At 63.9% G+C, this 24745-nt stretch carries 24 protein-coding genes and 2 pseudogenes; 3 read left to right on the forward strand and 23 right to left on the reverse strand.

Going from position 1 to position 24745, the window contains the following annotated elements; all coding sequences use genetic code 11:
• The first annotated feature begins 30 nt into the window (after nucleotides 1-30).
• Nucleotides 31-1341, forward strand: a complete 1311-nt coding sequence (gene paaK / locus NXT3_RS14420; RefSeq protein ID WP_037414447.1) for a phenylacetate--CoA ligase PaaK — start codon at nucleotides 31-33, stop codon at nucleotides 1339-1341.
• A 98-nt stretch (nucleotides 1342-1439) separates the two neighbouring features.
• Complete coding sequence (locus tag NXT3_RS14425; RefSeq protein ID WP_037414445.1) at nucleotides 1440-2036, forward strand: TetR/AcrR family transcriptional regulator; 597 nt, start codon at nucleotides 1440-1442, stop codon at nucleotides 2034-2036.
• Nucleotides 2037-2105: 69 nt separating this feature from the next.
• On the opposite strand, the gene paaZ is transcribed toward NXT3_RS14425, so the two are convergent.
• The 18 genes and pseudogenes from paaZ to NXT3_RS14520 all read right to left on the reverse strand — a co-directional run bounded on the left by paaZ (nucleotide 2106) and on the right by NXT3_RS14520 (nucleotide 18854).
• Complete coding sequence (paaZ, locus tag NXT3_RS14430; protein WP_104839557.1) at nucleotides 2106-4163, reverse strand: phenylacetic acid degradation bifunctional protein PaaZ; 2058 nt, start codon at nucleotides 4161-4163, stop codon at nucleotides 2106-2108.
• Between the two features lie 15 nt (nucleotides 4164-4178).
• A complete protein-coding gene (locus NXT3_RS14435; RefSeq protein ID WP_037414442.1) occupies nucleotides 4179-4937 on the reverse strand; it encodes a Phenylacetic acid catabolic protein in 759 nt (252 codons plus the stop codon).
• Between the two features lie 20 nt (nucleotides 4938-4957).
• Nucleotides 4958-6034: a 1,2-phenylacetyl-CoA epoxidase subunit PaaE gene (gene paaE, locus NXT3_RS14440; protein WP_104839558.1), complete on the reverse strand. Its 1077-nt coding sequence runs from the start codon at nucleotides 6032-6034 to the stop codon at nucleotides 4958-4960.
• A gap of 26 nt (nucleotides 6035-6060) precedes the next feature.
• Complete coding sequence (paaD, locus tag NXT3_RS14445; RefSeq protein ID WP_037414438.1) at nucleotides 6061-6585, reverse strand: 1,2-phenylacetyl-CoA epoxidase subunit PaaD; 525 nt, start codon at nucleotides 6583-6585, stop codon at nucleotides 6061-6063.
• A 9-nt stretch (nucleotides 6586-6594) separates the two neighbouring features.
• Complete coding sequence (paaC, locus tag NXT3_RS14450) at nucleotides 6595-7380, reverse strand: 1,2-phenylacetyl-CoA epoxidase subunit PaaC (RefSeq protein ID WP_097525090.1); 786 nt, start codon at nucleotides 7378-7380, stop codon at nucleotides 6595-6597.
• The gene (paaB, locus tag NXT3_RS14455; RefSeq protein ID WP_026614670.1) at nucleotides 7380-7664 is read right to left on the reverse strand and encodes a 1,2-phenylacetyl-CoA epoxidase subunit PaaB; all 285 of its coding nucleotides are present in this window, start codon (nucleotides 7662-7664) and stop codon (nucleotides 7380-7382) included. The genes paaC and paaB overlap by 1 nt, the downstream gene beginning before the upstream one ends.
• 18 nt (nucleotides 7665-7682) lie before the next feature.
• Nucleotides 7683-8684 (reverse strand): 1,2-phenylacetyl-CoA epoxidase subunit PaaA, encoded by a 1002-nt coding sequence (paaA, locus tag NXT3_RS14460; RefSeq protein WP_037414433.1) that lies wholly within the window; start codon nucleotides 8682-8684, stop codon nucleotides 7683-7685.
• 822 nt (nucleotides 8685-9506) lie between these two features.
• Nucleotides 9507-9925 (reverse strand): annotated as a pseudogene (locus NXT3_RS14470) (type II toxin-antitoxin system VapC family toxin).
• Complete coding sequence (locus NXT3_RS14475; RefSeq protein ID WP_097525089.1) at nucleotides 9922-10173, reverse strand: FitA-like ribbon-helix-helix domain-containing protein; 252 nt, start codon at nucleotides 10171-10173, stop codon at nucleotides 9922-9924. Before NXT3_RS14475 ends, NXT3_RS14470 begins: the two are co-directional and overlap by 4 nt.
• 83 nt (nucleotides 10174-10256) lie before the next feature.
• On the reverse strand, nucleotides 10257-11051 hold the full coding sequence (gene pcaD / locus NXT3_RS14480; RefSeq protein ID WP_104839559.1) for a 3-oxoadipate enol-lactonase: 795 nt from the start codon (nucleotides 11049-11051) through the stop codon (nucleotides 10257-10259).
• 175 nt (nucleotides 11052-11226) lie between these two features.
• Nucleotides 11227-12561, reverse strand: a complete 1335-nt coding sequence (locus NXT3_RS14485; RefSeq protein WP_199773291.1) for an MFS transporter — start codon at nucleotides 12559-12561, stop codon at nucleotides 11227-11229.
• 39 nt (nucleotides 12562-12600) lie between these two features.
• Nucleotides 12601-13389, reverse strand: a complete 789-nt coding sequence (benD, locus tag NXT3_RS14490) for a benzoate diol dehydrogenase BenD (RefSeq protein WP_097525087.1) — start codon at nucleotides 13387-13389, stop codon at nucleotides 12601-12603.
• Nucleotides 13386-14408 carry a benzoate 1,2-dioxygenase electron transfer component BenC gene (benC, locus tag NXT3_RS14495; RefSeq protein ID WP_104839560.1) on the reverse strand — a complete coding sequence of 341 codons (1023 nt, stop codon included), beginning with the start codon at nucleotides 14406-14408 and terminating at the stop codon, nucleotides 13386-13388. The genes benD and benC overlap by 4 nt, the downstream gene beginning before the upstream one ends.
• 42 nt (nucleotides 14409-14450) lie before the next feature.
• Nucleotides 14451-14939 carry a benzoate 1,2-dioxygenase small subunit gene (gene benB, locus NXT3_RS14500; RefSeq protein WP_104839561.1) on the reverse strand — a complete coding sequence of 163 codons (489 nt, stop codon included), beginning with the start codon at nucleotides 14937-14939 and terminating at the stop codon, nucleotides 14451-14453.
• On the reverse strand, nucleotides 14936-16294 hold the full coding sequence (locus NXT3_RS14505; RefSeq protein ID WP_104839562.1) for a Rieske 2Fe-2S domain-containing protein: 1359 nt from the start codon (nucleotides 16292-16294) through the stop codon (nucleotides 14936-14938). Before NXT3_RS14505 ends, benB begins: the two co-directional genes overlap by 4 nt.
• A gap of 102 nt (nucleotides 16295-16396) precedes the next feature.
• Nucleotides 16397-17335 (reverse strand): catechol 1,2-dioxygenase, encoded by a 939-nt coding sequence (gene catA / locus NXT3_RS14510; RefSeq protein WP_104839563.1) that lies wholly within the window; start codon nucleotides 17333-17335, stop codon nucleotides 16397-16399.
• A gap of 72 nt (nucleotides 17336-17407) precedes the next feature.
• Nucleotides 17408-17698, reverse strand: coding sequence for a muconolactone Delta-isomerase (gene catC, locus NXT3_RS14515; protein WP_037414419.1), 291 nt, complete (start codon nucleotides 17696-17698; stop codon nucleotides 17408-17410).
• A 4-nt stretch (nucleotides 17699-17702) separates the two neighbouring features.
• Nucleotides 17703-18854: a muconate/chloromuconate family cycloisomerase gene (locus NXT3_RS14520; protein WP_104839564.1), complete on the reverse strand. Its 1152-nt coding sequence runs from the start codon at nucleotides 18852-18854 to the stop codon at nucleotides 17703-17705.
• A 95-nt stretch (nucleotides 18855-18949) separates the two neighbouring features.
• Here NXT3_RS14520 and NXT3_RS14525 point away from each other — a divergent pair, with 95 nt between their 5' ends.
• Nucleotides 18950-19882 carry a LysR family transcriptional regulator gene (locus NXT3_RS14525; protein ID WP_037414415.1) on the forward strand — a complete coding sequence of 311 codons (933 nt, stop codon included), beginning with the start codon at nucleotides 18950-18952 and terminating at the stop codon, nucleotides 19880-19882.
• Between the two features lie 210 nt (nucleotides 19883-20092).
• On the opposite strand, the gene NXT3_RS14530 is transcribed toward NXT3_RS14525, so the two are convergent.
• From NXT3_RS14530 to NXT3_RS14550, 5 genes and pseudogenes are all read right to left on the reverse strand, one after another.
• Nucleotides 20093-21493: an NAD(P)(+) transhydrogenase (Re/Si-specific) subunit beta gene (locus NXT3_RS14530; protein WP_104839565.1), complete on the reverse strand. Its 1401-nt coding sequence runs from the start codon at nucleotides 21491-21493 to the stop codon at nucleotides 20093-20095.
• A 9-nt stretch (nucleotides 21494-21502) separates the two neighbouring features.
• On the reverse strand, nucleotides 21503-21913 hold the full coding sequence (locus NXT3_RS14535) for an NAD(P) transhydrogenase subunit alpha part 2 (protein ID WP_012709410.1): 411 nt from the start codon (nucleotides 21911-21913) through the stop codon (nucleotides 21503-21505).
• Nucleotides 21914-23062 (reverse strand): Re/Si-specific NAD(P)(+) transhydrogenase subunit alpha, encoded by a 1149-nt coding sequence (locus tag NXT3_RS14540; RefSeq protein WP_104839566.1) that lies wholly within the window; start codon nucleotides 23060-23062, stop codon nucleotides 21914-21916.
• A gap of 337 nt (nucleotides 23063-23399) precedes the next feature.
• Entirely contained in the window at nucleotides 23400-23624 is a 225-nt protein-coding gene (locus NXT3_RS14545; RefSeq protein ID WP_037414394.1) for an aa3-type cytochrome c oxidase subunit IV, read from the reverse strand.
• A gap of 337 nt (nucleotides 23625-23961) precedes the next feature.
• Nucleotides 23962-24674 (reverse strand): annotated as a pseudogene (locus NXT3_RS14550) (N-acyl amino acid synthase FeeM domain-containing protein).
• Nucleotides 24675-24745 lie beyond the last annotated feature (71 nt).

Here is a 24745-nt window from a genome sequence, read left to right on the forward strand (position 1 = left end):
GCGGGAGGACAATTCCCGGAGGAGAGATTCATGGAAGACCTTTCACCCCGCCCCGGCGATCTCGAGCCGATCGAAACCGCGTCGCGCGACGAGATCGCCGCGCTTCAATTGGAGCGGATGAAATGGTCGCTCGCCCATGCCTATGAGAACTCGCCCTTCTACCGCGCGCGCTTCGACGCGGCCGGCGTCCATCCGTCCGATCTGAAGACGCTCGCCGATCTCGCAAAATTCCCCTTCACCACCAAGCAGGACCTTCGCGAAAGCTATCCCTTCGGCATGTTCGCCGTTCCGCGCGAGAAGCTCTGCCGCATCCACGCTTCTTCGGGAACGACCGGCAAGCCGACTGTCGTCGGCTATACGCTGAAGGACATCGATAGCTGGGCGAACGTCGTGGCGCGCTCGATCCGCGCCTCCGGCGGCAGGCCCGGCGACATCGTCCATGTCGCCTATGGCTACGGCCTCTTCACCGGAGGGCTTGGCGCCCATTACGGTGCGGAAAGGCTCGGTTGCACCGTCGTGCCGATCTCCGGCGGCATGACCGAGCGGCAGGTGACGCTGATGGCGGACTTTAAGCCGCGCATCATCATGGTCACCCCCTCCTACATGCTCTCCATCCTCGACGAGTTCCGCCGTCAAGGGCGGGACCCGCGCGAGAGTTCGCTCGCCGTCGGCATCTTCGGCGCGGAGCCATGGACGAATGCCATGCGCGAGGAGATCGAGCATGCCTTCGACATGCATGCCGTCGACATTTACGGCCTTTCGGAGGTCATGGGGCCCGGCGTTGCCAACGAATGCGTGGAGACCAAGGACGGACTGCATATCTGGGAAGACCATTTCTATCCCGAGATCATCGATCCGGTGACCGACGAGGTGCTGCCGGACGGCGAGATGGGCGAACTCGTCTTCACGACGCTGACCAAGGAAGGCCTGCCGATGATCCGATACCGCACCCGCGATCTGACGCGGCTGCTGCCCGGCACGGCGCGTTCGATGCGCCGCATCGAGAAGATCACCGGCCGCTCGGACGACATGATGATCCTGCGCGGCGTCAATGTCTTCCCGACCCAGATCGAGGAGCAGATCCTGAAATGCCGCGGCCTGGCGCCGCACTTCCAGATCGAGCTGACGCGCACGGGCCGGATGGACAACATGACCGTCCACGTCGAATGCACGATCGAGGCGGCGGACGAAACCGCGCGAGCCGGATCGGCGCGCGAACTCGCCCACCACATCAAGAGCGTCGTCGGTGTCAGCACCAGGATCGAGGTACATGATCCGGGCGGCGTCGCCCGCTCGGAAGGAAAGGCAAAAAGGGTCGTCGACAACCGCCCGAAGGAATGACAGGAGCGACGGCACGCGTAGACCATAGAGACGGGAGGACTTTACGGTTCTCCCTTATTCGTGGGATTGAGCAGGTAGAGAGTGAGAGCAGGATCAACATGGCACGAACACGCGCAGTCGATTTCGAGGAGAAGCAGCGCGGCATTCTGACGAGCGCCGCCGCAGTGTTCGCCGAAATGGGGATGGAAAAGGCCTCGATGGCGCAGATCGCTGCTCACAGCAACGTCTCGAAAGCACTGCTTTATCACTATTATCCGAGCAAGGACGCGCTGATCTTCGATATCGTTCGCACGCACCTTGCCGAGCTCGACGCGGCCATAGAAGCTGCCGACCGGCCGGATCTCGCTCCGGGGGAACGGTTGCGGCTGCTCGTGCGCCAGGTGCTCGAAAACTATCGCGACGCCGACGACCAGCACAAGGTGCAGCTGAACGGCACGAGCGCGCTCTCGCCCGAGCAGATGGCCGAGATTCGCGCCATCGAGCGACGCATCGTCAAGCGCTTCTCGAGCGTGCTCAACGACATCAATCCGGATCTCAATAATGATCGTCCACTGCTGATGCCGGTGACGATGTCGCTGTTCGGCATGATGAACTGGGTCTATATGTGGTTCCGCCCCGACGGCCCGATCAGCCGGGACGAATATGCCGAGATCGCCACGACCCTGATCCTGGAGGGCGTCAAGGCGGTGCGCTGACTTTTCGCGCCCTCGTGCGTGGACCGCATCCCCTCTGATAAGACGCGCGGCGCTGTAGGCGCGACGTCGCTATCCTCTCGTCTTCGCCACCATCGTCAGTACATCGTACTGCGCCACGGTCGCGCCCGTCTGGTTGGTGACGCGGCAGTCCCAGCGGACCTCGCCATGCTCGGCATTGATCCGGGGATTGATCTCCTTGCAGGTGAGCGCGACCTGCAGCGTGTCGCCGGGATAGACCGGCGTCAGGAGGCGCAAATTGTCGACGCCGTAATTCGCGAGCACCGGCCCGGGGGCCGGATCGACGAAGAGCCCGGCGGCGAAGGAGACGATCAGGTAGCCATGCGCGACGCGTCCGTCGAAGAACGGATTCGCCCGCGCCGCCTCCTCGTCCATGTGGGCGTAGAAGGTATCGCCGGTGAAATTGGCGAAATGCTCGATGTCCTCGAGCGTCACCGTGCGGGTCGCCGTCACCAGCTGGTCGCCGATCCGGAGCTCGGCAAGCGACTTGCGGAACGGATGTTCGCCGTCGGCGCGCACCGGGGCACCCTCGATCCATCGGCCGGTGACCGCCGAGAGCAGCCCCGGTGCTCCCTGGACGGCCGTGCGCTGCATGTAGTGCTTGACGCCCCGGATGCCGCCGAGCTCCTCGCCGCCGCCGGCCCTTCCCGGGCCGCCATGGACGAGGCCCGGCAGCGGCGAACCGTGCCCGGTCGAGGTCTTGGCGCTCAAGCGGTTGCCGATCATCACCCGGCCATTGAATGACGCGATGCCGAGCACCAGCTCCTCTGCAATACGAGGATCATTGGTGAAGACGGAGGTGACGAGGCTGCCCTTGCCGCGCTTCACAAGATCCACAGCTTCTTCCTTGGTATCGTAAGGCATGACGGTGCTGACCGGACCAAAAGCCTCGACATCGTGCACGGCCCGCGCGGCGCCGGGGTTGCCGCAATAAAGCAGGACCGGATTGAGAAAGGCGCCCGCTTCCGCGTCGCCGGAAACCACCTGGGGGTTCGTGGGATCGCCGGCGACGATCTCCGCATCGGCGGCAAGATCGCGGATGCGCGCCCTGACCTCCTCGCGCTGCCCGAGGCTTGCGAGCGGCCCCATCCGCACGCTCTCGGCAGCGGGGTTGCCGAGCGGAACCTTGGCAAGTCGTTCGCCCAGTGCCGCGATAAGCGCATCGCAATGGGCACGCGGTGCGATGACGCGGCGAATGGCGGTGCATTTCTGCCCGGCCTTGGCGGTCATCTCGCGAGCGACCTCCTTGACGAAGAGATCGAATTCCTCCGTCCCGGGGCCTGCGTCGAGACCGAGAACGGCCGCGTTGAGACTATCGGCCTCCATGGTGAAGCGCACGGAATTCTCGATGATTGCGGGATGCGTCTTCAGCTTGCGCCCGGTCGCGGCCGAGCCCGTGAAGGTGACTACGTCCTGTCCGTCGAGGTGATCGAGAAGATCGCCGACCGAACCGCAGACGAGCTGCACGGCTCCTTCCGGAAGCAATCCGGTCTCCACCATTCGCCGCACCACGAGCTCCGTGAGATAGGCTGTCTGGCTTGCCGGCTTCACGATCGCAGGCATGCCTGCAAGCAGCGTCGGCGCCAGCTTCTCGAGCATCCCCCAACAGGGAAAGTTGAAGGCGTTGATGTGGATCGCCACGCCTTCGAGCGGCGTCAGGATGTGCCGGGCCGAAAACGTGCCGTCTCGCGACAGCGTCTCGACCTCACCATCGACCAGCACCCGGGTGTTCGGCAATTCCCGTTTGCCCTTGGAGGCATAGGAGAACAGCGTGCCGATGCCGCCCTCGATGTCGATCCAGCTGTCTGTCCTGGTGGCGCCGGTGGGGGTCGAGAGCGCGTAGAACTCCTCCTTTCGATCCATCAACGCCTCAGCGAGCGCCTTCAGCATCGCCGCCCGTTCATGGAACGACATGCGACGGAGCGCCGGACCGGCCTTTTCGCGCCCATAGGCGAGTGCGGCGGCAAAGTCGATGCCGGTGGAATCGATCATCGCCACCGGCGCGCCGGTCGCGGCGTCGAGCAGCGCCGCGCCGTCGCTGGCACCCCTCATCCAGGCGCCGCCGACATAGCTTTCAAGCCGACGGGCACGATCTGCCAGTATGTTCATCGAATATTCCTTCCGTCAGTTCAGGTTCAGCGCGGCAAGCTCGGCGTCGGTGGCCTTCTGCCACGCGGCGAGCAGCGCCTCATTGGGCGTGTGGCGCAACCCGAGTCGGGCGAGCATGTCGTAGCGGGTCGAGCCGGAAAGGCCGAAGCTCGCGGCAACCCGCGGACGCCAATAGGCGACCGCTTCCCGGGCAGCACGGCGCCCCTCCTCCGTCTCGGCAATTCGTTTCAGCCCGTCGATGCCGAGTTCGGCGTGGCGGGTTTCGCGCGGCAAAATCGCCCGGAGGACTTCGGCAAGCGGCTGGTAGGAGACGCGCGCCAGTTCGCCGAGCTGAATGACGACCGCCTTGCCCATCAGCACGTTCATGACGACCGCATCGATCCAGCCTTCGAGCGGGTAGTGGAGGACCGAAAGCCGCATGTCGCCGCCGCGGCGCTCCGCACCGATATCGGCATTGCGGGGAAGCCGCGCCGACCACGGGTGATGGACCGCATAACGCACCGTATCGGCACCAAAATCGCCCATGATCTCGAGCACCCGCCCCGCATGGTCCGCCTTTTCCAACACGATCCGCGCCGCCGCGATGCGCTCCTTGATCCCCGGAGCATCGTTGATGACATCGGCGAAGCCGGCAGAACCGGCGAGTTCGCTGTCGACGAAGCTCGCCATCAGCCGGAGAAGTTCGCCGCGATAGCGCGGCGGCACGTTGTCCGGCGAGGTGAGCAGGCCGCCCTGGGCAAGATAGTCCTCGATCGGCATCGTTTCATCGGACATGGAACTTCTCCCTGGGAGCATCACTGGTCGTAGCTGACGACGATGCGGTCGCTCAGCGGATAGCATTGGCAGGTCAGCACATAGCCCTGCTCGACCTCGTAGTCCTCCAGCGCATGGTTGGTCTCCATCTCAACCTCGCCCTCGACCACCTTGGCGCGGCAGGTGGAACAGACGCCCGCCTTGCAGGCGTAGGGCGCATCCATCCTGTTTTCGAGTGCGGCTTCGAGGAGGCTCTGCCCCTGTTTCGGAAAGCTGAAGTTGCGCGTCGTACCATCGAGGGTGACGGTCGCCTCGCAACTCGATTGCCTGTCGGCACCGGCAGCACTTGCGACCTTGCGCCGTGCACGGCCGGGCTGCGAGGACGCGAACAGCTCGAACTTGATCTGCTCGTCGCCAAGTCCGTGCGCGCGCAGCGCCGCGGCGATCGCCAGCATCATCGGTTCCGGGCCGCAGATGAAGACGGTGTCGACCGATTTCAGATCGATCCAGCTGCGGAACAGCGCCTCGCATTTCTCCGCGTCGACCCGTCCGGTAAAAAGGTCGATATCCTGGGCTTCGCTTTCGAGGACATGCAATGCCGCAAACCGCCCGAGATAGAGGTTCTTGAGGTCTTCGAGCTCCTCGCGAAACATGATCGAGCTGACGTGTCGGTTGGCATAGACCAGCGTGAACTGGGACCGCGGCTCGCGCGCAAGCGTCGTCTTGATGATCGAGAGGAGCGGCGTGATGCCGCTGCCGCCGGCAAAGCCGAGATAGTGTTTTGCCGCATCCGGCTCAATCGGCGTGAAGAAGCCCCCCATCGGCGGCATCGCTTCCAGCATCTCGCCGCGCTTGAGCTCCTCGTTCGCCCAGGTGGAGAAGCAGCCGCCGTCGACGCGCTTGATGCCGACCCTCAGCACACCTTCGTCCTTTCCGGCGCAGATCGAATAGGAGCGGCGCAGCTCCTCGCCGTCGAACATCCGGCGAAACGTCAGGTACTGGCCTTGCGTGAAATCGAAGGCGGCGCGGTCTTCTTCCCGCGGCATGAGCGTCACGACCACGGCATCGCGCGTTTCGCGCCGGACTTCGGTGACTTGCAGGGGGTGGAAACGTGCCATTTAAGCGGGCCTCACTCTGGATCGCGTCAGATGCACTTGAAATAATCGAAAGGTTCTAGGCAGTCGGAGCAGCGATAGCTCGCCTTGCACGGAGTCGACCCGAACTGGCTGACCTTTTCGGTCCGTGAGGATCCGCAGCGGGGACAGCCGACCGTCAGACTCGGGCGACCGGAGAGACGGTCGATCCGCTTGAGCAGCGTTCCGTCCGCGGCCGTACCGTCGACCGGCGGCGCGATCCCATAGGTCTTGAGCTTGTCGCGGCCCTCGGCGCTGATCCAGTCGGTGGTCCAGGCCGGCGAGAGCCGGCGTTCGAGCCTGACGCGTTTGAGCCCCTTTTCATGGAGCGCCCGTTCGATATCCAGGTTGATCACCGTCGTGGCGGGACAGCCCGAATAGGTCGGCGTCACCGTCACCACCACCGTGCCGCCGTCCCAGGCGACATCACGAACGATGCCGAGATCCGTAACCGAAATGACCGGAATCTCCGGGTCGGGCACTTGCGCAAGCCAGTCCCAGACATCCTTGATCGACGGAAGCGTCGCGGTTGCCATCAAAGCCTCCTACCAGGTGGCGCCCGGATAGGCGCGCTGCAGGAACTGCAGCTCGGCGAGCACGTAGCCGAGATGCTCTGTATGAATGCCGCGCTTGCCGCCCCTGTGCATATAGCCGTCGGCGGGCTTCTTCAGCGTCGCCTCTGAGAGCGCTTCCGCAACCAGCGCATCCCATTCCGCCTTGAGGCTTGCGGGCTCGGGCGCCACACCGGCGGCGACAAGGGCCGCGTCGGAGGCTTCGTTCACGAACATCTCGCCGGTATAGGGCCAGAGATCATCAAGCGCTCCCTGCATGCGGGCATGGCTTTCCGCCGTTCCGTCACCGAGCCGGATGACGAGGTCGCGGCTGCGCTGGAGATGGTAGGCCACCTCCTTGGACGCCTTCTCGGCGATCGCGGCAACGCGCGCATCGGAAGAGCCTAACAGCGCCCTCAGACAGAGGTAGTGCCACGCGTCGAAAAGGAACTGGCGCATCAGCGTCTTGCCGAAATCGCCGTTCGGACGTTCTGTAAGCAACAGATTACGGAAATCGCGCGCGTCCCGGAGATAGGCGAGATCGTCGGCGCTGCGGCCCTCGCCTTCGACCTCGCTCGCGAGACCCAGCCACAACTGCGTCTGGCCGATAAAGTCGAGCGCCGTGTTAGCGAGCGCGATGTCTTCCTCGAGCGCCGGGCCGTGGCCGCACCATTCCGAAAGGCGATGGCCGAGGACAAGGGTGCTGTCGCCCATGCGCAGCAGGAACTCGAAAAGTGCGGCGCGGTCGACGGCCGTGTCCGTCACGGTTGCTCTACCCATCACATGTGCCCCACTTCGTCGGGAATGTCGAAGAAGGTCGGATGGCGGTAGACCTTCGAATTCGAAGGCTCGAAAAGCGGCCCCTTTTCAGAGGGCGCGCTGGCGACGATGTCGCTCGAACGCACCACCCAGATGCTGACGCCCTCATTGCGGCGCGTGTAGACGTCGCGGGCGTTGTTGATTGCCATTTCCGCGTCCGGCGCATGCAGGCTGCCCACGTGTCGGTGGTTCAGCCCGTGCTGGCCGCGGATGAAAACCTCCCAGAGGGGCCATTCGCTGGACATGCTGCTCTCTCCCTATCTCTACTCGGCAGCGATCGACTTGGCGCGTCGAGCCGCGACCTTCTCCGCATGCGCCGTCAGGCCGTCGCGGAACCAGGTGCCATCCTCCCAGGCCTTCCTGCGCGCCCCGAGGCGTTCAGCATTGCAGGGGCCGTTGCCGGCGATCACCTCGAAGAACTCGCTCCAGTCCGGCTCGCCGAAATCGTAGCCGCCCTTTTCGTCGTTCCACTTGAGGTCCGGATCTGGAACGGTGAGTCCTAGATACTCGGCCTGGGGCACCGTCTGATCGACGAACTTTTGACGGAGCTCATCATTCGAGTTCTGCTTGATCTTCCAGGCCATCGACTGGGCCGAGTGGACGGAGGCATCGTCGGAGGGGCCGAACATCATCAGCGACGGCCACCACCAGCGGTCCAGCGCATCCTGAACCATCGCTTTTTGGGCCCGCGTGCCCTTCACCATCTTCGCCAGAATGTCGAAGCCTTGGCGCTGATGGAAGCTTTCCTCCTTGCAGATCCTCACCATGGCGCGCGCATAGGGCCCGTAGGAACAGCGCTGCAGCGGCACCTGGTTCATGATCGCCGCGCCGTCGACCAGCCAGCCGATGGCACCGATGTCCGCCCAGGAGAGCGTCGGATAGTTGAAGATCGAGGAATATTTTGCCTTGCCGCTGTGCAACTGGTCATACATCTGATCGCGGCTGATCCCCAGCGTCTCGGCGGCGCAGTAGAGATAGAGGCCGTGGCCGGCCTCATCCTGGACCTTGGCAAGCAGTATCGCCTTGCGCTCCAGCGTCGGCGCACGGGTGATCCAGTTGCCTTCCGGCAACTGACCGACGATTTCGGAATGGGCGTGCTGGCTGATCTGGCGGATGAGCGTCTTACGGTAGCCTTCCGGCATCCATTCCTTCGGCTCGATCTTTTGGCCCGCATCAATGCGCTGCTGGAAGGCGCGCTCTTGCGCATCCATCTCGCCGAGACCCTTGACGCGGGCAGCGTCGGTTTTCACCATTTGCGCATACATGGTCCTACTCCTCCGTCAGAGAATGATGGCAAAGGCCTGGCCGACGCCGATGCACATCCTGCACAGCGCACGCGCGACCGCCCTGGCGGTGAAGCTGATGGGTGGCGGTCGTCACCAGCCGTGCGCCGCTTATGCTGAGCGGACGAACCCGCACTTTGTGCCGCGGTCCCGCGCGCTTCGTTGCGTTCGGCGACTGCATCCTGATCGTCGTAGCTGACGCCGAAGTCCTCGCCCATATTGTCGGCCGTCTCCGGCAGGGAATCAACACAGAAGGCCGCCCGGAGCTTCGGGCCCGCGAAGCGTCGGCTGGTGCTGGGGTCCATAAAGGACGCAGGCTGAAAGCCTCAGGCATGTGACTCCTCCCACTGGATCGGTAATTTTCATTAACCGACCGATCGGTCAGATATATAGCGCAAGTTATGTCACGCCGCAACGGCGATTATGAATTTTTTTGTGACATGTCGGGGGAGCTGGCGGTGGGAGGTGGCGGCCGGTGCGGGGCCATGTCTTCGAGGGGCGCAGGCGGTACTGGAGCGCGACTTGGCTCGCCGGAATGGCGGCGAGCCGCCGGGCGAGCCCCCTACGCTGACCGTAAAGGCAGCCTTCGGCGCCGATTTCGGCCACAGCTTGTACGGTCGCCACGTAGGAGCGCGGTCGCCGGGAGCGGCGCCGAGTGGCGGAAGATCGCTGCGTGGTCGTTGCCCGGACTAAAGAGGTGCGCTGCCAATGGCAGCTTAAGGCCCCGAGCCGACCAGTCCATGTCTCGCTTGCGCCGATTCGACCAAAGAGGAGGGCAAGAGCCTGCGGTTCAGTGCCTTTGGACTATGCATTATTCCAAGGATTTACAACGGTTAGCCCTGCCGCTTCAAAGGGGCCGATGTCGCGTGTCGCTATGATGAACCCGTTAGAGGAGGCAATGGCGGCAATATATCCGTCGGGGGTCGGAAACCCCTTGCCGGCCGTTCTGGCTTTCACAGCCAAGGCGGCGTAGTGCCGAGCAGCGCCGGTGTCGAACGGCAATATGCGATCGCCGAACAGGCCGAGCATGCCATCAAGCGTTTCGGTCAGTGCTGCTTTCGCCGACCGTCCGGCAACGCAGCGATGCCGAACAGCATTTCGGCCAGCATTACATTCGACAAATACAGGGTTTCGGCGACCTGCGCGTTCAGCCAGGAACGGACGGCCGGGTTGGGCTCTGGTCTCATCGCCTCGGAAACGACATTCGTATCCAAGACGATCATTCGAACCTTATTGGCTCTGCTGCCTCGTCACGACGCTGGTCGAGTACCGCGAAATCATCATTGGTCAGCCCCTGCCGCCGGCTGAGCTCAGCGAGGATGTCTCCCATGCGGACGCGCTGCTCCGGCTTCACGACACTTTCCAGAATGTCGCGGACTTCCGCCTCCGTGCTGCGGCCGTGTAGCGCAGCCCGCACGCGCAGGGCGCGATGCACTTCATCGGGCACATTCCGAATTGTCAGAATGACCATCGTCGAAACCTCGCGCTCGCCTTTATTGACCGCAATATGATGATCGTGCAGTTACACCGCAAGCCGTTCGCCTTGCCGCCGAGTCACCAATCGCTGTCGAGAAACTCGATAAGCGCAGCATTGAATGTCGAAGCCGACTCGACATTGACCATATGGCGGCCCGGCAATGAGACGTGGCGACCCCAGTGCACACCAACGGCGATGCCCTCCAAATCGGCCGGCGGACACACCGGATCGTCTTCGCCGGAGACGGCAAGCACGGGGTTTGCGATCCGGCCGACTTCCTCCCGCAGATCCGCCCCGGCCAGAGCTGCGCAACAGCCGATATAGCCGTCGACCTTGGTCGCGGCGAACGTGTCACGCATCTCGCGGACGGTGTCGCCTTCAGCGGTTCTGAACTCCGGCGTGAACCAGCGCTCGGCGGTGGCGGCGGCGAGCTCCCCAATGCCGTTTTCCCGCACGGCGGCAATGCGCGCGACCCAGCTTTCCGCGGTGCCGATCTTGGCGGACGTCGCGCACACAACAAGCTTGTCCAGCCGTTCTCCGGCATGAATGGCCAGCCACTGTCCGGTCAGACCGCCGATGGAGAGGCCGCAGAAATGCGCCCGCTCTATCTCAAGCGCATCGAGCAGCGCGATGACGTCGTGACCAAGATCGGACAGTGCATAGGGCGGCGGCGGTGCCGAAGACAGGCCATGACCGCGGCGATCGTAACGCAGCAGGCGATATTGGTGCGAGAGCGCGGCCACCTGCGCAGCCCACATGTGCAGGTCGGTACCGACCGAATTGCAGAACATGAGCCAAGGCTTGCCGGAAGCGGCCGTATCGCCGTCGATACGGTAATGAAGGCGGTGACTTTCGAGATCTAGATAGGGCACGGCTCGAGGGCTTCGGTTTTTTTGAAGAGGCTTACGGGCGATTCGGACGAACACTCATCCTATGACGTAGTGTCGACCGTGCTCGCCGCGAGAAAGGCGCCGACGGCCGGGTTACGATCGGCCGTCGGCAGAAGCGTAATGAGCGGCTCGGGCCACCGCTCATCGTACCACCGCCCTACGCGGCAGCGAGTTGGACGGTGCCGGCGCGGCGGGCGTTGCTGACCGCGAAGACCAGCATGGCGAGCGCCGAGACCGCCGCGGGGATGGCGAAAATCAGGAAGTTCTGCTGGAGCGGAAGTTGCTGCGCGAGGAGCACGCCGCCGAGCGTCGGGCCGACGATGGCGCCGATGCGGCCCACGCCCGAGGCCCAACCCAACCCGGTCGACCGGACGGAGAGATTGTAGAGCTGCGCGACGCTGGCATAGAGCAGGATCTGCGTGCCGATCGTCGTGGCGCCGGCAATAAAGACCATCAGGAACAGCAGTCCCGCCGGCAGGTTGAAGCCGATCAGCGCGATCGAGGCAGTCGCTGCAACGAAGAAGGCGACCACCACTTTCGGCAGGCCGAAGCGGTCGCCGAGCCAGCCGCCGGCGATCGCGCCCGCCATGCCGCCGAAGTTGAGCGAGAAGAGGCTGAGCAGGCTCGCCTTTTCGGCATAGCCGGCTTCCTGGAGAACTTTCGGCAGCCAGGACGAGAGCAGATAGACGAGCAACAGGCAGCAGAAAAAGGCGACCCACAGCATCAGCGTGCGCAGCGTCCGCTGGTGCCGGAACAGTTCGGCGACCGACGCAGACGCGCCCTTGGCTTCGGAGAAGACCAGCCTGTCTTCACTGACGAGGCGCGCGGACGGGACGATCTTCGCATAGATTTGTCTAGCCTTTTCCTGCTCGCCCTGGCGAATGAGGAAGCCGAGCGATTCCGGCAGCTTCCACAGGATGACCGGCAACAGCACCAGCGGCAGCGCGGCAACGAAGAACATCGGCTTCCAGCCGAATTGCGGGATGAGACCGATGCCGAGGCCCGCCGCGACCATGCCGCCGACCGAATAGCCGGAGAACATCAGCGCCACCATGGTGCCGCGCAGGCGCTTCGGCGCATATTCGTTCATCAGCGCCACGGCATTCGGCATCAGCCCGCCGCAGCCGAGCCCGGCGAAGAAGCGGAAGACCTTGAACTGTTCCGGCGAACCTGCAAAGCCGGTGAGAAGGGTCGAGACGGTGAACAGCAGAAAGCTGATCGCGATGCCCTTCTTCCGGCCGATCCTGTCGGCCAGCGGCCCGAAGAACAGGGCGCCGAACATCATGCCGAACAGCGCCCAGGCCTGCAGCGCGCCGGCCTGGGGTTTGCTCAGACCCCATTCGTCCATCAGCGTCGGCAGGACGGTGCCGGCGACGAAGACGTCGTAGCCGTCGACGATCAGCAGCAGGGCGCAGAGCCCCACCACCAGCCACTGGAATCCCCCGAACGGATTGTTATCTATTGCTTCATTCACATCGATAGTGCGCATCATCGCTCCTCCCCGAGTTGCTACGCAGTCAGTCTTGAAATGTCAGCCGGTATCGCCCCCGGCCACGGGCAGCACGCTGCCGGTGATGTAGGACGCCTCGTCCGAGGCCAGGAACAGGATCGGCGCCACCTGTTCCTCGATGGTCCCGTAGCGCTTCACGAAGCTGGATTGCTTCACCTGGTGAACGACCTCGGCCATCCAGCCCTTCTCCGCCTCCGTGTCGCCGCCGGCATTGCGCGGAACGCGCCGCGGCGGCGCTTCCGTGCCGCCCGGGGCGGTAGCGACCACGCGGATGTTGCGCTCCGCCAACTCCATCGCCAGCGACTGGGTGATTGCATTCACCCCGCCCTTGGCCGCCGAATAGGGCACCCGATGGATGCCGCGCGTCGCATTCGACGACACATTGACGATGGTGCCGCCGCCGCGCGCGACGAGATGCGGCAGCACGGCGTGGCAGCAGTAGAGCGTCGGCATCAGCGAGCGGCGGATCTCGGCATCGATCTGCTGCGGCTCGAATTCACCGTAGGGGCGCATGCGGATCGCCCCGCCGACATTGTTGATGAGGATGTCGATGCCGCCGAAGCGTTCTTCGGCGAAGCGCATCGCGGCAGCCGCACCTTCATAGGTTTCTAGGTCGGTCCTGAAAGCCGCGGCTTCAGCGTCGCGGGCCTCGGTCGCCACATCGGCGACGAAATCGGCACGATCGACGAAGACGACCCGTCCGCCCTCCTCCGCGGCGCGGATCGCCACGGCGCGGCCAATGCCCTGCGCCGCGCCGGTCACCACCAGCACCTTGCCGGCAAAACGATCCGCGAAGCGCACCCTGCTCACGCAGCCTCCTTCACGACCGCATTGGGCGTGAACTTCTCATAGTGAAAACTGTTCGGCTTAACGCCGCTGTCGTCGAAATGCCAGCGAACAGCATCGACCATCGGCGGCGGGCCGCAGAGATAGACGTCGACGTCGCCGCCGTGCAGCACCTCGGTGGGCATATGCTGTGTCACCCAGCCCTTGCGCGGGTGGCCGGAGGAATCCTCGGCCACCACCGTCGCGAAGCTGAAGTTGGGCAGGCGCGCCGCATAGGCTTCGATTTCGTCGACGAGAACCAAATCGAGATCGCGCGTCACGCCATAGATTAGGTGGATCTTCTGCCCAGAACTCTCGCGGGCGAGCACTTCCAGCATCGACAGGAACGGCGCGAGCCCCGTGCCGCCGGCCAGGAACAAGAGTGGCCTCTGGACGTGGCGGAGATAAAAGCTCCCCACCGGTCCTGTCAGCTCCAGCTTCGCGCCGACTTCGGCGCGCTCCAGCCAGTTGCTCATCAGGCCGCCGGGTATCTTCTTGATGAGGAAGCCGATGCGGCCTTCGCAGGGCGCTGTGCTGAACGAATAGGAGCGGCTCTGACCGCTGCCCGGCACCTCGATATTGACATACTGGCCAGGCAGGAAGGCAGGCGCGGCCTCCGCCTCAAGCTCCAGCACGGTCGCCGCGTCGTTGTGCAGGCTGACGCGCGCCACTGTGGCCGAGAATCTCTGCTGCCCGGTCTTGCAGGCCACGGATGTCGTCGGCACCGCGATCACGCAATCCGAAGCCGGCTTCATCTGGCAGGTCAGCACAAGCCCGCTTTTGGCCTCCTCCGCCGTCAGCGCATCGTCGATGAAATCGTTGCCTAGGTCGTAGCTGCCGCTCTCGGCGCGACACTTGCAGGTGCCGCACACGCCGTCGGAACAGTCCATCGGCAGGTTGATCTTGTTGCGGAAGGCCGCATCGAGAACCTTCTCGCCGTCCTTGCACTCGATGAAGCGGGTCACCCCGTCCTCGAAGTTCAACGCAATTCTGTAGCAGGCCATAGAACCCTCCTCATCAATTCCTGTGCCGGCCGGCAACGCCCGTCAGATGTGATAGACGTCGATGACCTGGCGGATGTAGTCGTTCTTCAGCACGATCTTCTTGTTGGAGATCAGCAGCTCGTCGTCGCTCTTGCGCAGCGTCACGAACATCGTGCCGAAGAACTGGTCGGTGACCTTGTAACGATGATTCAACGTGTGGAAGTTGTAGCGCACGTCGATTTCATCACCGCGGACTTCCAAGACTTCGACATTGGTCACGCTGTGGCTGGTGCGCGGCTCCGGCGTGGAGGCGCCGGAGCGCTCGGTCTTGATGCGGAACACCCGGTCTTCCAGACCGTCGCGGTTCGGGTAGTAGATCAGCGAGATCTGCGACTGCGGGTCATCGGTGATCTGGTCGTCGTCGTCCCAGGCCGGCATCCAGTAGGTCACGTCTGGCGCATAGCAGGTCAGCCATTCGTCCCACTCGCGATCGTCCAGCAGACGGGCTTCCCGGTAAAGAAACGCGCAGATGGCTTCGTAGAAAATGCTCATGCGACGACTCCGTTCTTCTCGGCCGTCAGCGCCTCGCGCATCACCTTGGCCCAATATTCGTGCTGGCGCACGAACAGGCCCTCGTCTTCGCTGCGCTCGCCGGACAGGAGCGGCTCGATGCCCATTCGCTTCGCGTTCTCATCAGGACCGTCGATCCAGAGCGGTGCGCCCCGCGACAGGTCGTTCCAGAGCGCGGCGGTGCCGGCATAGCCGGCCTGGCAGGCGCGGAATTCTTCCAGATCGTCGGCCGTGCCCATTCCGGACACGTTGAAGAAGTCCTCGTATTGCCGGATGCGCAGCGCTCGGTCCGCAGCGCTTTCTCCTTTCGGCGCGAAGCAGAAGATGCTGATCTCGGTCTTGTCGACGCTGATCGGCCGGGTCACGCGAATTTGCGTCGAGAACTGATCCATCAGGAAGACATTGGGGTAGATGCAGAGATTGCGCGTCTGGTTGACGATGAAATCCGCCTTCACCTCGCCGACGCGTGCCCTGATCTCGTCGCGTTGGTCGTAGACCGGACGCACTTCCGGGTTCATCGTGTTCGTCCACAAGAGGATATGGCCGTTCTCGAAACCGTAGACGCCGGCGACGGATCGGCTCCAACTGTTGGCATCGACCGCCTTCGTGCCCTCCTCCTTGCGCCGGCCCATGGTGGCGGCGTAGTTCCAGTGGACCGAGCTGACGTGATAGCCGTCGCAGCCGTTCTCCATCTGCAGCTTCCAATTGCCGTCATAGATGTAGGACGAGTTGCCTCGCAGCACTTCGAGCCCGTTCGAAGCCTGGTCGACGATCTGGTCGATGATGACCTTCGTCTCGCCGAGGAACGCCTCGAGCGACGCGACGTCCTCCTTCAGGCTGCCGAATAGGAAGCCGCAATAGCTTTCGAAGCGGGGCAGGCGCTTCAGGTCGTGCGAGCCGTCCTTGGCGAACTGCTCCGGATATTGGGTGGACTTCTCGTCCTTGACCTTGAGCAGCTTGCCGGTGTTGGAAAAGGTCCAGCCGTGGAAGGGACAGGTGAAGCTGCCCTTGTTGCCGTGCTTGCGCCGGCAAAGCATTGCCCCGCGATGCGCGCAGGCATTGATGATCGCATTGAGTTCGCCGTTCTTGTCGCGGGTGACGACCACCGGCTGACGGCCCATATAGGTCGTGTAGTAGTCGTTGTTTTCCGGGATCTGGCTCTCATGTGCCAAGTACACCCAGTTGCTCTCGAAGATGTGCTTCATCTCCAGCTCGAACAGGTCTTCATTGGTGAAGATGTCGCGGCGGCAACGGAAAATGCCGGCCTCCTTGTCGTCCTGCACGGCGGTGGCGAGCAGATGATCGAGATCCCGGGCTTTGTCGATAATCGCAGACATGACCTATCTCCCGCAAAGGGCGCGCTGTCCTTGGCACAGCCTTTGCAACAATGTCGGTGGCGACGTTGGTTACTCACGTGGCGGCCGTTCGGCCGCCGAGCCTCATGCGGCCGCGCGCTTGCGCTGCTCGTTTATCTGATTGTCGACACCGTTCACCAGGGCCGTCAGGTGAATGTCGAACTTGATCTCCGCAAACGGGCCGTTCAAGCCGTTCACCCTGATGCTGACCTCGTCGGTCCTTTCGACAACGGATGGCACAAGCCCCTCACGGGTCGCATAGGCGAAATCGTCGTTGACCAGCGGATCGCCTTCGATGTTGATTTGGGTCGTCAGCTTGCGATGACCGTCGGCGCTGATGAAGAAGTGGATATGTGCCGGGCGCTGGCCGTGTCGGCCGAGCGCGGAAAGAAGCTGCTCCGTCGGGCTGCCGGGCGGCACGCCGTAACCGTGCGGCACGATGCTCTGGAACTTGTAGCGGCCGCTTTCGTCGGTGACGATGGTGCGGCGCATGTTGAACGGCGCCTGCTTTCCCGTCGGATCGAAGTGCGAGTAGAAGCCGCGGGTGTCACAGTGCCAGACTTCGACGGTCGCGCCCGGCAGCGGCTTGCCGTCGGCATCATGGACGGTGCCGTGCACGATGAGCGTGTGACCGTCGGCATCGGTGCCGTCGTCCAGTCGCGCAAAGCCTTCCGAAACCGGCGCGCCGGCGACATAGAGCGGCCCCTCGATCGTGCGCGGGGTGGGATTGTCGATCCCGAGCGCCTCGTCGATGGCGTCGAGACGCTCGTCGAGGAAGTGGTCGAGGCCGAGACCGGGCGAGATCAGGCCGGCCTGGCCGGCCGCGCCGATCTCGTTGAGCCAGGCGATGCCGGTCCAGTATTCGTCGGGGGTGATGTCGAGATCGTCGATGGCCTTGAACAGGTCCGACATGATCCGATGAACGATCTCTTTGACGCGCGGATTGCCGCCTTCCTTGTCGAGACCGCTGAGGGTCTTGAGAAAGTCCCGAATGTCAGGCCTGTCGAAAATCTTCACGTTCATGTTCGTTCCTCCACTTGGATTGTCTTGAACTGCAGCGGCTCCATCCTCCCGGGAGTGCCGCCGACGAAGGGTCTAGGTATCGTCCTCGCGGATCGACGAAGGGTGCCGACAGAGCGGCACGACCTTGACGTCCATGAAGGGAAAGAGCGGCAAGGTGGCCAGGACCTCGTGCAGTTCTCCCGGCCCGCTCACATCGAAAATGCTCACATTCGCGTAGCGGCCGGCCACGCGCCACAGGTGGCGCCATTTGCCGGAACGCTGCAGTTCCTGTGCCCGCTCGCGTTCCGTGGCCTTGAGCTCCGCAGCGACGCCCGAGGGCAGATCGTGCGGCAGACTGACGGTCATCTCGACATGAAACAGCATGATCTCACCCCACCACGCGCAGGGTCGAAGCGTGCTTGCCGTCCCTGCGGAAACGATCGACGGCTTCCATTGAAAGAGCCACGCCGAGCCCGGGACCTTTCGGCAATTGCAGTTGGAAGTTCTCGAAGCGAAGCGGCTCTTCCAGGATCTCCTCGGTCAGAAGCAGGGGACCGAAGAACTCGGTGCCCCATTCCAGCTCCTTGACGCTTGCCATCAACTGAGAGGCAGCGATCGTGCCGATCGGCCCCTCCAGCATGGTGCCGCCATAGATGCTGATGCCTGCGGCTTCCGCGATCGCGATCACCCGGGCGGCGGCAAACAATCCTCCCGCCTGCTCGATCTTGATCGAGAACACGTCGGCAGCCCTTGCAGTCGCCGCCTCCAGCGCACTTTCTGGCCCGACCAGAACCTCGTCCGCCATGATGGCGATCGGTGAAGTCCGCCGCAGGCGGGCGAGCGATCCGATCCCCTCTACCGGCTGCTCGACCAGCACGCAGCCGGCGTCGGCCAGAGCCGCGATCGCGTTGCGCGCCTCCCGCTCGCGCCACGCCATGTTCACGTCGACGCGGATGGAGGCCATGTCCGGCAGCGCCTTGCGGATAGCGGCCACGTGATGGATGTCTTCCTCGATCGACTTGACGCCGATCTTCAGCTTGAAATCCCTGTGGCGCCGCCGGTCGAGCATGGCTTGCGCCTCGTCGATGTCCCGGGCGGTGTCTCCGGAGGCCAGCGTCCAGGCGATGGGCAGGCTTTCGCGCCGCCGCCCGCCGAGCAGTTCCGACATCGGCAGACCGAGGCGGCGTGCGTGGCAATCGAGCAGGGCCGCCTCCACCGCGCATTTGGCGAAGTGATTGCCCTTGACCGCCTTGACGACGACGTCCATGGCAGCCTGGATGCGCGACGCATCGCGGCCGATGAGCAGCGGCGCGATATATTCGTCGATCGTCAGCTTCATGCCTTCCGGGCTTTCCGGCCCATAGGCGAGACCGCCGATCGTCGTCCCCTCCCCGAACCCCTCGAAACCGTCGGAGCAGCGAACGCGGACGATGGTCATGCTCTGCCGGTTCATCGTCACCATCGACAGGCGATGCGGCCGGATGGTGGGCAGATCGAGTATAATGGTTTCGATCGCGCTGATGCGGATTTCGGTAGACACCCGGCTTTCCTCCCTTGATCGCAAGGAAATTAGCGCCCACTGTAAAATCAGTCCAAAACTATATAAGTTGGATTTGATACCTGAAAGGTATAGCCATGGAGCTGAGGCAGCTGCGCTATTTTCTTGCCGTCGCGCGCGAGCGGAACTTCTCGCGTGCGGCGGGAATCCTGCATATCGCGCAGCCGCCTCTCAGTCGGCAGATCCAGCAATTGGAAGACGAACTCGGCGTTCTGCTGATCGACCGGTCGAGCCGGCCGCTCGATCTGACCGAGGCCGGTCGCTTCTTCTACGAGCAGGCCGGACAGATCATTGCCCGGACCGAGCATATGCGCGAGCAGACGCGCAAGATCGGCCTGTCGAAACGCGAGCGTTACGTCATCGGCTGCGTCGGCTCGACCCTTTATGGCGGCATGCCGGACCTGGTCCGCCGCATGCGCCGGCGCTGGCCGGATCTCGACATCGAAATCCGGGAAATGATGTCGACCGAGCAGGTCACGGCCCTCAAGGAGAGGCGGATCGATCTCGGCTTCGGCCGGGTTCGCTTCAACGACAGGGAGGTCGAAAGGCTGACGCTGCGGGAGGAACGACTGGTCGTCGCCTTTCCGAAGGGGCATCCGAAATCGGTATCGACCGAGCCGATCGCGCTCGCCGAACTGGAGGGGGAACCGCTCATCGTCTATCCCTCGGCTCCGCGTCCGAGCTTTGCCGACGAGGTCCTCAACATGTTGTCCGAACAGGGCATTTCGCCTGGCAGCGTGGAAGAGGTTCGCGAAATTCAGACCGCATTGGGCATTGTGGCGGCCGGAATGAGCCTGTGCGTCATTCCCGCGGCGTCGCAGCGGCAAAGGCCCGACGACGTGTGCTATCGCACCATAAAGGACGAGAACGCCACCTCGCCGATCATCATGAGCTTCAGGCGCGACGACGCGAAAGGCCGGGTCGAAGAGATCAAGCAGCTCATTCGCGAAATGTACGCCGACAACCCGCCCTGGCTGCAGCTCTCCAACGTGCAACTCGACGGTGCATGAGGCTTCCGCGGCGGCGGGGACCTATGTGAGGCTCCGACTCCAGCAAGGCAGCGCCGGAGCGGCCGGAAGGCCGCCGCCGCCGGCTCCCATGACTTCGAATGCGGCCGCCTACCTCGCAACGGAACCGGGGTCGTGGTCTTTCAGTCCTACAAAAGCGAATGCCCGCCTGAGTGAGGCGGGCATTCGGCATCGAAGCGCCGGCGTCATGCCTCAGTGATTGATGGCCTTGACGATTTCCTCGGTGACCTTCTTGGCGTCGCCCAAGAGCATCATCGTGCCGTCCTTGTAGAACAGCGTGTTGTCGATGCCGGCATAGCCGGAGCCGAGCGAGCGCTTGACGAACAGGCAGGTCTTGGCCTTGTCGACGTCGAGAATCGGCATGCCGTAGATCGGCGAGGTCTTGTCGTCGCGCGCCGCCGGATTGGTGACGTCGTTGGCGCCGATGACATAGGCGACGTCGGCCTGGGCGAACTCCGAATTGATGTCCTCGAGCTCGAACACCTCGTCATAGGGGACGTTGGCCTCGGCGAGAAGCACGTTCATGTGGCCGGGCATGCGGCCCGCGACCGGGTGGATGGCGTATTTGACCTCGACGCCGGCCGCCTTCAGCTGGTCGCCCATCTCGCGCAGCGCATGCTGGGCCTGGGCCACCGCCATGCCGTAGCCGGGCACGATGATCACCTTCGAGGCGTTTTGCATCAGGAAGGCGGCGTCGTCGGCCGAGCCCTGCTTGACGGTCCGCTGGATGCCGTCGTCGCCGCCCGCGGCTGCCGTCTCGCCGCCGAAGCCGCCGAGGATCACCGAGACGAACGAGCGGTTCATGCCCTTGCACATGATGTAGGAGAGGATCGCACCCGAAGAGCCGACCAGCGCCCCGGTGATGATCAGCGCCAGGTTGCCAAGCGTGAAGCCGATGCCGGCCGCCGCCCAGCCGGAATAGGAGTTGAGCATCGACACCACCACCGGCATGTCGGCGCCGCCGATCGGGATGATGATCAACACCCCGAGGACGAGCGACAGGGCGACGATCAGCCAGAACACCGTGGTGCTCTCGGTGAAGACCAGCATGATCACCAGCGCCACGAGTGCCGCCGCAAGGCCCGCATTGACGAGGTGGCGTGCCGGCAGGAGGATCGGCTTGCCCGACATGCGGCCGTCGAGCTTCAGGAAGGCGATCACCGAGCCGGTGAAGGTGATCGCGCCGATGGCGACGCCGAGCGACATTTCGACCAGCGCCTGCGAATGGATGTCGCCGATAGCGCCGATGCCGAAGCTTTCCGGCGCGTACATCGCCGCGGCCGCCACCATCACCGCGGCGAGGCCGACGAGCGAGTGGAAGGCGGCGACCAGCTGCGGCATCGCCGTCATGGCGATGCGCTTGGCGATATAGGCGCCGGCGCCGCCGCCGATCGCCAGGCCGGCGACGATCATCAGCAGGCCGCCGATCGACGGTCCGGCGAGCATGAGCGTCGTGACGATGGCGATACCCATACCGGTCATGCCATAGGCATTGCCCCTGCGGCTGGTCACCGGATGCGACAGGCCCCTGAGCGCCATGATGAACAGCACGCCGGAGACGAGATAGAGGAAGGCTGCGAAGTTAGCGTTCATCGGCCCGCCTCACTTGTCTTTTTTCTTGTACATGGCGAGCATCCGCTGGGTGACCAGGAAGCCGCCGAAGATGTTGACCGAGGCGAGCACCAGCGCGACGAAGCCGAAGCCGGTGGCAAGCCCGGAGGCCGAGATGCCGACCGCCAGCAGCGCGCCGACGACGATCACCGAGGAGATTGCATTGGTGACCGCCATCAAGGGCGTATGCAGCGCCGGCGTCACCGACCAGACGACGTAGTAGCCGACGAAGATCGCCAGCACGAAGATCGCCAGCCGGAAGACGAAGGGGTCGATCGCCCCGCCGGTGGCGCCATGCGCCACCGCGCCGGCCGCGTCCGGCACGTATTCGGCCGCGGTCCGCACCGCCTCCACCGCCCGTTCGAGGTCGGTGAGCGCCTTGTCGAGAAGTTCGTTCGCCATTTACTTGTCCCCCCCATTCGCGCCGCCGAAAGCCGGATGCACCACGGCGCCGCCGTGGGTCAGCGCCGTCGCCTTGACGAGCTCGTCCTCCATGTCGACCGCCAAGGCCTTTTCCTCCTTCGAGACCATCGTCTCCAGGAAGGTGACGAGGTTCTTGGCATAGAGCAGCGAGGCCGAGGCAGCGATGCGGCCGGGCACGTTGAGGTGGCCGACGACCTTGACGCCGCCGATCTCGACGACCCTGCCGGCCTCGGCGCCTTCGACATTGCCGCCGCGCTCGACGGCAAGGTCGACGACGACCGAGCCGGGCTTCATCGAATCGAGCATCTGGCGGGTCACCAGCCGCGGCGCCGGCCGGCCGGGGATCAGCGCCGTGGTGACGACGATGTCCTGCTTGGCGATGTGCTCGGCGACCAGCGCTGCCTGCTTTGCCTGGTAGTCCTTCGACATTTCCTTGGCGTAGCCGCCGGCGGTCTCGGCCGCCTTGAACTCGTCGTCCTCGACGGCGATGAACTTGGCGCCGAGCGAGGCGACCTGCTCCTTGGCCGCCGGGCGGACGTCGGTCGCCGACACCATGGCGCCGAGCCGCCGTGCGGTGGCGATCGCCTGCAGGCCGGCAACGCCGGCGCCCATGACGAACACCTTGGCCGCCGGCACCGTGCCGGCCGCCGTCATCATCATCGGCAGCGCCCGGTCGTATTCATGCGCCGCGTCGACCACCGCCTGGTAGCCGGCAAGGTTCGCCTGCGAGGAAAGCACGTCCATCGATTGCGCCCGGGTGATGCGCGGCATCAGTTCCATCGCGAAGGCGGTCAGCCCGGCCTCAGCCATCGCGGCGATCGCCGCGTCGTTGCCGTAGGGATCCATGATGGCGATGACGATCGCCCCGGACTTGTAGCCGCCGATTTCCTCGGCCGTCGGCCGGCGCACCTTGAGGATGACGTCGGCGCTGCCGGCATCGGCGGCGCTGCCGATCCGCGCCCCGGCCTTCTCGAATTCCTCATCCGGCACCCGCGACCGCGAGCCCGCGCCGGCCTCGACGACGACGTCGAAACCCAGCGACTTCAGCTTTTTGACGCTTTCGACGGAGCCCGCGACGCGCGGCTCGTCGGAATCCAATTCCTTTGCGATAAAGACAATCTGGCTCAATACTCCCCCTCTCCGCCCCGCAACCAGGCCCTCGCTGAATGCGGGTACATGTTCGATTGCCGAGTCGGCGCTTGAACCGAGCCGCCCCGAATGCTCGCTCCCCAAATCAAATCCCCGATCCAAGGAGAAGCCATGCATCACTTCAATGCACTGCAGCGAGGTTTGTGCGAACCAAGGCACGGATCGCTGCAGCGACAGACACACTTCTTTCGCAGGCGGAACCTGTCCGCCGTCGAAAACTCTCCTCACGCGGTGAGGTCAGTCCGGATTGCATCCGGCGACGAAGGCAGGGGCGTCCTCCTCCCCTGCCTTCGACAGGAAATGTCGGAAAGATCGCTCAGCGCAGGAAAAAGTAGCCGGCGACGTTGAGCAGGATGAACAGCACGACGGAGCTGATGAAGCCCATGGTCGTGAAGAAGCCGGCGGCCATGGCGATCAGCAGGGCGACGCAAAACAGCGTGCCGTATTTCGTTGCGTTGAGAAAGAGCGTGTAGGTCTTCTCGTGCTCGGAATAGTCCATCGGGGCGCCCGTCTCGGCCGGTCCCGTATGATGCTCTGCCATCTCCAGTTCTCCAGAATGCTGTGGCACCGCCTTTCGGCGGTTCGCTTTGACCCACTATTCGGAACCGCACCGCGAGTGATGCGAGAGAGCGGTCCTTTAGCTTCCGCATACACAAAGCGGCGGCCCTTCGCAACGAAAACCCGCCCCACTATAGCGCCGCGCGTCTTATCAGACGCGCAAAGTTCGCTGTAACACTTTGAATGGCTGCATGTCTTTGTCCTTAAGTCGAGGTCGATCTAAGGAGACATGCAGTAGGCTGCGGCATAGTCGAACGCACATGCCGGCGAATTGTTTCGGCGTGACGCAGGCGGAACCGGAGAGGCGCCTAATCGCCTGTCTAAGCCCGCAGGAAGGAGCGGCCCTGACCCAGCTGCGCGAATCGCGCGGTTGGCAGGATCGTCAGCGGCGCAAACGGCACCTCGTCGCGCCCGGCGAACATCAGGCGGCGCTCGAACGGCTCGGAATCGAAGATCGGATAACGATCCAGAATTGACGGCCGCTGGCCGCGCACCTGCGCAACGAGGAGCGTGCCGTCGGCATTGTAGACGCCGAGGTTCTCCCGCCGCTCCACCATGGTCGCCGATCCGAAGATGCGCTTGTAGAAGGCGGCGTGGCGCGGGCGGCAGGCGGTCAGGCACCGGTCGGCGGCAAAATACTCGCAGGCCATCGCCACCGGGCGTAGCGTCAGATACGGCAGGGCTTTCAGGTCGTCGCCGAGGACCTCCGGATGGACTGCAAGCCGCCCCGGGTCGATAAGCACCATGCCCGCATCCAGGAAGACCTCGATCTCTTCGTGGAAAATCAACCCGGACGTGCTGGAGCGATGATCCGGCGTCACATGGTGGACGCGCACCGTGCTGACCAGCCTCTCGTCGAGATAGATGCCGAAGACATAGGCGCGGCTGTCGAAGTCCAGCGCGTCGACAAGCGTCGACCGGTCAACTCCATGAGGTTCACGGCCTTGTAAGCCTTGAATCTCAGTCGTGCGATGTCCTCCATATCCTCGCCGCCTTCGACCCGCCGGTACTCGACGCGATCGAGGAGCAGCATGAGCTTCTCGGAAAAACTGCCAGAATCGGCCTAGCCCCCGTTGGCACGCATCACCCCAACCCATGGTTAAC

Source organism: Sinorhizobium fredii (assembly GCF_002944405.1).
GTDB lineage: Bacteria > Pseudomonadota > Alphaproteobacteria > Rhizobiales > Rhizobiaceae > Sinorhizobium > Sinorhizobium fredii_C.